The organism is Butyricicoccus faecihominis (assembly GCF_014648015.1).
GTDB lineage: Bacteria > Bacillota > Clostridia > Oscillospirales > Butyricicoccaceae > Agathobaculum > Agathobaculum butyriciproducens.
Genome location: NZ_BMQH01000003.1, coordinates 95,025 through 101,432, shown reverse-complemented (window position 1 = coordinate 101,432; position 6,408 = coordinate 95,025). Strand labels below are relative to the sequence as shown.

Genomic DNA, 6,408 nt, shown 5'->3' with positions numbered 1-6,408 from the left:
TCGCTGCCCATACCTCGTCCGTAACATCCACAAACTCGTCATGCCGGTAGTGGGGATACATCCACCGCAGATTGATTGTTTTCATAGGCTTACCTCCTGAAAATCGGAGAGGCGGACAGCTGTCCGCTGTCCGCCCCTCGCTGAGATAAGGGAAATGATCCCTTTCACTTGGTAGCCAGAAAACAGGTCATTCGTTAAGCCTGTTCTCAAAGAAATTTATAAATTTTTTTCTGACCGCCTCCACACTTTGATAAACAGCCACTTTGGAGCAGCCGCACAGCACACCGATCTCTGCAAGGCTCAGCCCGTCAAGCGCATAGAGCAGGAACCGGCGGCGCTGGGCCTCGGTACAGGTGTCCAGAACAGCCATCAGCTCATGCAGCGTTTCCATGCGGCAAAGGTATTCCTCTGGCGTTTCGCCGTAGGCTCCTACACCCTCGGTGGTAATGATGTACTCGTCAAACTCCCGGCCATCCCAATGCCGCCGCTGTTCATGGAACAGGTTCTCCGTTTTGTGATCGGCCAGGTCAAGAAATTCATAGACTTCCAGCGTGACCTCCACGGCCACAGCTTGTCCGTTATAATTGATGGTAACTTCCATCTGCCTTTCCTCCATTCAGATTTTTTCGGGAAAATCTGAATGGGGCGGCGGAGAACGGCACCGGGGATAAAGTTCGGGCCATGCTGACCCGATGTTCCGGCTCCATAGAGACAAAAAAGCGCCCGGACGGCATAAAGCCATACGAGCGTAATAGAGTATATTTTGCTGTTTAGTTACATGGTATAGTGCATACTTCTGACCGCATTGCTCCGCTGCTGGGAACAGGCTTTTTTTAGCTGGTGCAGATCATGAATACTGCGAAAAAGAGAAAAGGACACGGCAAAATAACCTCCAATCGGCTACCGTGTCCCTGCAAGTCGTCATTGGTTTGTGTAGACGCAAAGAAACGGCGGCTCTGAAAATCAAAGCCGCCGTTTCAAATGGACGTGTCAAATTGTCTGCTCTACGACGGCTTTTTTTCTTTTGCCGTCGTCCGGCAGAGTATTATTCAATATTTAATTCAATGTTTCCAGTGAAATTCTCACATTCAATGCCAATATAATTTCCACCATCAGGAAGTGTAATTGTGTCACTATAAGTTCCGGTTACTTCAATCAACGTGACTGCTTCATCAGATCCAGAAATCCAAAATACTTTTGCAGTACCTTCCGTAATCTCCAAGGTGCAATCAATGGACAGCTCCTTACCGGCTTCTCTCTTTATGGAAGTTCCTCCGAACAAATACTCTGTACCTGAAAAGTTCGCATAATCAGCCGTATAAGTCCCTGTATAATCATCAATTCCTTTTTCTTTTTCCCCTTGCAGTGACGATTTCCCTGTCAGTTCTATGGAGCCCGCAGATTGAACAATGTTATTGTAATGATTGAGAATTTCATCTTTTGAACAGCCAGCAAGCATAAAACTTCCCACAAGGACGAATGTTAATGCTAAAACTATTTTCTTCACAGCTATCACCTTCCTTTCCTGCGTACAGCACGCTTTCCTTTTCCCTTGGCATTTGCCTGTTTACGGGATTTCATTTCTTTTTTGTTACTGGACATCAGTAACAACAGCACCGCCCAGAGAACCATGATGCCAACCCCAATGACCGCCAACAAAGGGGTTGAGGATGTGGTTGTTCCGGCATATTCACTCATGTCAAATCCCACTAAAATCAGCGCAGCAGAGAACGGATAGATGCTGGCAAGGATACCACTTTTGAAAAACAACATGCTGTATCCAAGGAAGAACGCCAGAATGGAACCGCCCAGATATGCCCCTCGGATCTGCCCAAAAATCAGGATCAGCGGCATACAGACCAAATAGGTCGTCAGAGCCGCTAACACGATCTGCGTACCTCCATGAAAAAACACTTCCGCTGTCAGTCCCGATAATCCAACCGTCAATCCAGTAATCAAGGTAATGCCAACGCTGTATATTCCCAGCAGAACTGCAAGCATACCGACTAAAAGTAACTTAGCTCCCAACATTTTCGGCATAGAAACAGGAATTGTCATGATGTTTTTCAGTGTATCATGAGTGGATTCTCTGTCTATAAGCCATCCTCCGATCATTACCAGTGAAATTGGAAGGAATATCTGAGTGTTTCCCCAAACAACATTTTCAAATAGTGCAGAAAAATCATAATTTGGATTTCGGTACTCTGCCTCCACAATCAACTGACTTCCATACTGAACCAAAGGACAGAGTGCAAGCGCCACCAGCCCTACCAAAAGAATCTGGCACCGGCGCAGTTTCAGTAATTCCGATTTTAATAAGTTCCACATAGTCACACCCCCTTAGATTTCCTGTCGCCGGTAAACAAATGCAATCAGCGCAAGAAATACAATGGCTTCCACAATAATCACACCGAATACCTGAACACCATTCAGAAAATACGGACTGACCCGTTCCAACAAATCTGCTAACTCCGCACTGGTCTGGCTTTGGTCATAAAATTGGAATGTCCAGCGGAAGGCCAGCGGCCCCGGAAACAGGGTTCCTATGTTCAAACCAAAAGGCTGTGTGAGAAACATATCGTTCGTGGAAAGGATAGAATTCGCAATCGTATAGAAAAAGGTAATCACGACAGACACGATATAGTTTTTATTAAGAAGAACAACGAGCAGAATACAGGGAAGTGCGCCCACCCACATAATCAGCCCTTCTTCAATTCCAACGCCAAACAAGGTCCAAAACCCAACCGGTTCCCAACCCTGAAACAACAAAACCGCAAGATTTACCAATCCTCCAACTGCCATAAAGCCAACGGCAAACAACAGTAAAACCAGCATCTTGGACAGCACCAGCTTGGTTCTATTTACCGGTACGGTAACAAGGTTTTTCAGTGTGTCATTATCAAATTCCTCAAACAACAGATTCGAAGCCAGTATCACAAGAAGCGGCATCAAAAGCAAATATGCACTAAGCTGGAATAGGCTGGACATCACTCCATTTACAGCATCCACATCAGTGTTTACATCTGCCAGAAAGAAAGCATAAGCCAATGGCATGAAAACAGAAAGCAGTAGGGAAATAAATACCAATGGCTTCCGTTTTAATTTCAAAAATTCGCATTTGATTAGTTTAAGCAATTCCTTCTCCCCCTGTCACACGCTTGAAGTAATCTTCAAGACTTTCTTCACAAGTATGCACCTCCGATACCTCCAATCCGTTTTCTACAAAGGCAGTTACAATTTTCCCCACAGGCAGATCCAGGTTGTGCAGACGCAGATTGTGGTCGTCCTGTATGGAGAAATGGTTTTCATGGAAATTGCGTTCCAAAATTCTTGCCGCCTGTGCAGTATCAGAGAGCGTAAAACGGATATGCTTACTGCTTTTTTGCTCCAGCTCAGCAAGGCTTTCTTCTTCCAGCAACGCGCCGTGGTCGATAATTCCAATATCGTCAGCCAGCAAAGAAATCTCCGAAAGAATGTGACTGGAAATCAAAATAGTTTTTCCTCTTGCGTCGCAAAGCTCCCGAATAAAGGAGCGTACTTCTGCAATACCGATGGGATCGAGGCCGTTGATCGGCTCATCCAAAATCAAAAGCTCCGGATCGTGCATAACGGCAAGGGCGATGGCAAGCCGCTGCTTCATACCAAGAGAATACTGTGAAAAGAGCTTTTTATCTTTGTAGGGCAGTCCTACCAGATCCAGAGCATCTTTGATAGCATGATTGTTTGGTACGCCCCGCAGAGTAGCAAAGATACGCAGGTTCTCTGTGCCGGTCAGATTGGGATAAAAACCGGGGGACTCAATCAGGCTTCCGATACGGGGCAACAGCTTCTTTTCATTCTCTTGCAAAGACTTTCCCCAGATTTTGACCTCCCCGGAAGTCGGCTTCGTTAAGCCCAACAGCATTTTCATGGTAGTGGTTTTTCCGGCTCCGTTTCTGCCCAGCAGACCGTAAATTCTCCCACGCTTGACATGGATATTTAAGTCAGCCACACTCTTTTGTGAGCCGTATTGCTTCGTCAGATTTTTTGTTTCAATGATATAATTTGTATCCATATTCAAAACCTCCTGTTCTGTAAGGTATTCTATCATGCCAACCTTGCATTAACCTTGCCGCAACCTTGCATTAACCTTGCAATTTGAAATCCAGTAAAATGACAAAGGCTCCCGCCATAAAGACGGGAACCCGCTTAACTCTCCAAAGGAAAAAGCAACATAAATTCAGTTCCTTTTCCCGGCAAACTTTCAACTGTTATACTTCCACCCATCTTTTCTACAAGCTGATGGACAATAGAAAGACCAAGTCCGCTGCCTTTTTCAGAGCGTCCTTTATCACACTTATAAAGCCGTTCAAATATGTGTTTCAAATCTTCTTTCTCAATTCCCACTCCATTATCCGCCAGCAGCAGCTCCATGTTATTTTCCTTCTTCGATAGGGAAATTTTGATTTTGTCCGCATGGCTGTGAGCGATTACATTTTGAATAAGGTTATTGATGATCCTCATATAGCTATCCATATCCAATCTTACCCGGACAGGCTGTTCAGGAATATCAATGTCATAATCAACCTGTTTATCCTCAAAAATCGGTATCCAGTCGATCAGAATATTTCTTGTCAGCTCTGCAACCTCAACGCTCTGGATCTCCAAAGCAAACTCGTTTGAATTCAACTTGAACCAGTCAAAGAGTACATCAATGTATTCTTTCAGATCATGGGCTTTCCGACGGGCGGTTTCAATATAATCATCCCGGTCTTTTCCTGTGACCAGTCCTTTGTGTGTAGCGTCAAGATACCCAAGCAGAGTAGTAAGGGGCGTTCGCACGTCATGGGAAAGGCTCGTCATAAGCTGGCGGTTGGTTTCTTCTGTCTGCCGTACAGTTGAAAGTCTGCTTTCATAGGCCACAACGATCTCATTGATTTCATAGGCAAGAGGTGCTGTCAGTTCATTTGTTGCAGATAGAATACGCCGGTTGCCATTTCCGTTTTTCACATCAACCAGCACATCGGTCATTTCTGCTATTTGTTTTTTTACACGCCGAACGAGAACGATGGAAGTCAATACAGCCACAACAGCAATCACAATGGACAAGAATACGATAATTTCCATGCTGACTACACCTCCTTATTAAACCGGTAGCCAATCCCTTTGACCGTTTGTATATACTTTGGGCTTGAAGGATTGACTTCTAATTTTTTACGAAGCCGACTGATAATCGCCATAATGTTACTGTCATCATAGAAATATTCTTCGCCCCAAACTTCCTCATAAATCTGCTGTTTGGTCAAAATTTTCCCTTGATGTTTTGCACAGTACAGGAGCAAATCAAATTCCTTTGGGGGCAGTTCAAAAGTGCCGTTTGATGTAGTAACAGAACGATTTTCAAGGTCAATCTGCAATCCATCAAAATCCAGTTTTTGCACAGCTCCGGCTTGATGATTAAAACGGGTGTAGCGGCGAATGAGGGACGCAATGCGGGCAATCAGTTCATCCATATCAAACGGTTTTGTAAGATAATCGTCCGCGCCGGCCCGTAAGCCCCGTACTTTAGAAATGCTGTCATTTTTAGATGTGAACATCAAAATCGGCAGACTGTTCTCTTTGCGGATTTCTTCCAGCGTTTCAAAGCCATCCATACCAGGCATCATCACATCCAGCACCACAAGCTGATACTCCTGCTCTCTTAATTTTTGTAAGCCCTCTTTTCCGGTATTACAAAAATCAGCTTCTATGTTTTCTGCTTGTACGCTACGTTTAATCAAAGCGCACAGTTCTCTGTCATCATCTATAATCAGGATTTTATTCATGGCGCAGTTCCTTTCCTTGTTTTGTCCGGCCATCAATCGGCTTCTCCACAGTTTTAGGGAGTAGCCAAACACCGGCCATTTTCACAGCGCCGGGGATACGCCCTCCGGCGCAATAATAATTTACCCTACGAGGTGTCACGCCCCACTTTTCGGCGGCCTCTTTCAATGTCATATAGTCCATTTCGCACCTCCACAGAGTACATTATAGTTCTCTTTCTCGAACAATGCAAGGAACGAAATGTGAATTATAAACTTCAACCAGCCTGCATATAGCAACATTCCACGGGCGAAGTATGAATTATACAATGTAACTGGGTGATGTTATATGGCGAAAGTTGAAGATTGTCCCGGTTTTGAAACCTTCGGCGCAGATGTCAAAGCCGCACGAGAGGCAAAGCGTCTGGCACGAAAAACATTGGCAGAAATGGTTGGGATTGAATGGCGGTATCTTGCCAACATTGAGAATCAAGGTGCGATTCCGAGCCTGCCTGTGATGATCCAGTTGATTAAGGTCTGCGGACTTCCCGTGGAACGGTATTTTAACCCGGAGATCATGCGAGAAGAAAGCGAACAGCGGCAACGGGTCAGCCACAAGCTGAAGCTT

Annotated in this window: 9 protein-coding genes and 1 pseudogene; 1 reads left to right on the top strand and 9 read right to left on the bottom strand. The window is 45.1% G+C overall.

Going from position 1 to position 6,408, the window contains the following annotated elements; all coding sequences use genetic code 11:
- The 9 genes and pseudogenes from IEY11_RS14790 to IEY11_RS03650 all read right to left on the bottom strand — a co-directional run.
- Positions 1 to 61, bottom strand: a pseudogene (locus IEY11_RS14790) (RNA polymerase subunit sigma-24); the annotation flags it as partial.
- A gap of 126 nt (positions 62 to 187) precedes the next feature.
- On the bottom strand, positions 188 to 601 hold the full coding sequence (locus tag IEY11_RS03685; protein ID WP_188885940.1) for an RNA polymerase sigma factor: 414 nt from the start codon (positions 599 to 601) through the stop codon (positions 188 to 190).
- 444 nt (positions 602 to 1,045) lie between these two features.
- Complete coding sequence (locus tag IEY11_RS03680) at positions 1,046 to 1,507, bottom strand: hypothetical protein (protein WP_188885830.1); 462 nt, start codon at positions 1,505 to 1,507, stop codon at positions 1,046 to 1,048.
- A 5-nt stretch (positions 1,508 to 1,512) separates the two neighbouring features.
- Positions 1,513 to 2,328 (bottom strand): ABC transporter permease, encoded by an 816-nt coding sequence (locus IEY11_RS03675; protein ID WP_117659145.1) that lies wholly within the window; start codon positions 2,326 to 2,328, stop codon positions 1,513 to 1,515.
- Positions 2,329 to 2,340: 12 nt separating this feature from the next.
- Positions 2,341 to 3,135, bottom strand: a complete 795-nt coding sequence (locus IEY11_RS03670; protein ID WP_025581211.1) for an ABC transporter permease — start codon at positions 3,133 to 3,135, stop codon at positions 2,341 to 2,343.
- Positions 3,128 to 4,054: an ABC transporter ATP-binding protein gene (locus tag IEY11_RS03665; RefSeq protein ID WP_118339882.1), complete on the bottom strand. Its 927-nt coding sequence runs from the start codon at positions 4,052 to 4,054 to the stop codon at positions 3,128 to 3,130. The genes IEY11_RS03670 and IEY11_RS03665 overlap by 8 nt, the downstream gene beginning before the upstream one ends.
- A gap of 134 nt (positions 4,055 to 4,188) precedes the next feature.
- A complete protein-coding gene (locus IEY11_RS03660; protein ID WP_012816190.1) occupies positions 4,189 to 5,106 on the bottom strand; it encodes a sensor histidine kinase in 918 nt (305 codons plus the stop codon).
- Between the two features lie 5 nt (positions 5,107 to 5,111).
- The gene (locus tag IEY11_RS03655) at positions 5,112 to 5,804 is read right to left on the bottom strand and encodes a response regulator transcription factor (RefSeq protein ID WP_015524604.1); all 693 of its coding nucleotides are present in this window, start codon (positions 5,802 to 5,804) and stop codon (positions 5,112 to 5,114) included.
- A complete protein-coding gene (locus IEY11_RS03650) occupies positions 5,797 to 5,985 on the bottom strand; it encodes a helix-turn-helix domain-containing protein (protein WP_097780854.1) in 189 nt (62 codons plus the stop codon). The genes IEY11_RS03655 and IEY11_RS03650 overlap by 8 nt, the downstream gene beginning before the upstream one ends.
- A gap of 144 nt (positions 5,986 to 6,129) precedes the next feature.
- Between IEY11_RS03650 and IEY11_RS03645 the strand changes: the two genes are divergently transcribed.
- On the top strand, positions 6,130 to 6,408 hold a 279-nt coding region (locus tag IEY11_RS03645), incomplete at its 3' end, for a helix-turn-helix transcriptional regulator (RefSeq protein WP_188885939.1).